The organism is Flavobacterium sp. FlaQc-48 (assembly GCF_044007335.1).
Classification (GTDB): Bacteria; Bacteroidota; Bacteroidia; order Flavobacteriales; family Flavobacteriaceae; genus Flavobacterium.
In genome coordinates, this window is the sequence record NZ_JBIPCR010000102.1 from 1 (window position 1) to 255 (window position 255).

1 protein-coding gene is annotated in these 255 nt (G+C 37.6%); it reads right to left on the bottom strand.

The window, feature by feature from the left end; genetic code table 11:
• A partial coding sequence (locus ACHRWY_RS27745; RefSeq protein ID WP_395359260.1) for an HlyD family efflux transporter periplasmic adaptor subunit occupies positions 1 to 255 on the bottom strand: 255 nt, incomplete at both ends.

Here is a 255-nt window from a genome sequence, read left to right on the forward strand (position 1 = left end):
CATTTGGAGAAACATTGCATTCTACAATAAGCTGATCTGTTGATGAAATTGTAGCTATTGGCTGTGATGCATTTATGAAAGAACCTTTCTGAATGCCTGAATAGTTCTCTATGGTGCCTGAAACAGGAGCCAAAACAAGATAATTATTCGATTCTGCCTTTATTTTGGCAACCGTTCCGTTCAGGTTTTTCAAACGGTCTTCCAGATCTCTTTTTTGATTTTCCCAGCTTAATTTTTGCTGGCTTACAAAGCTCT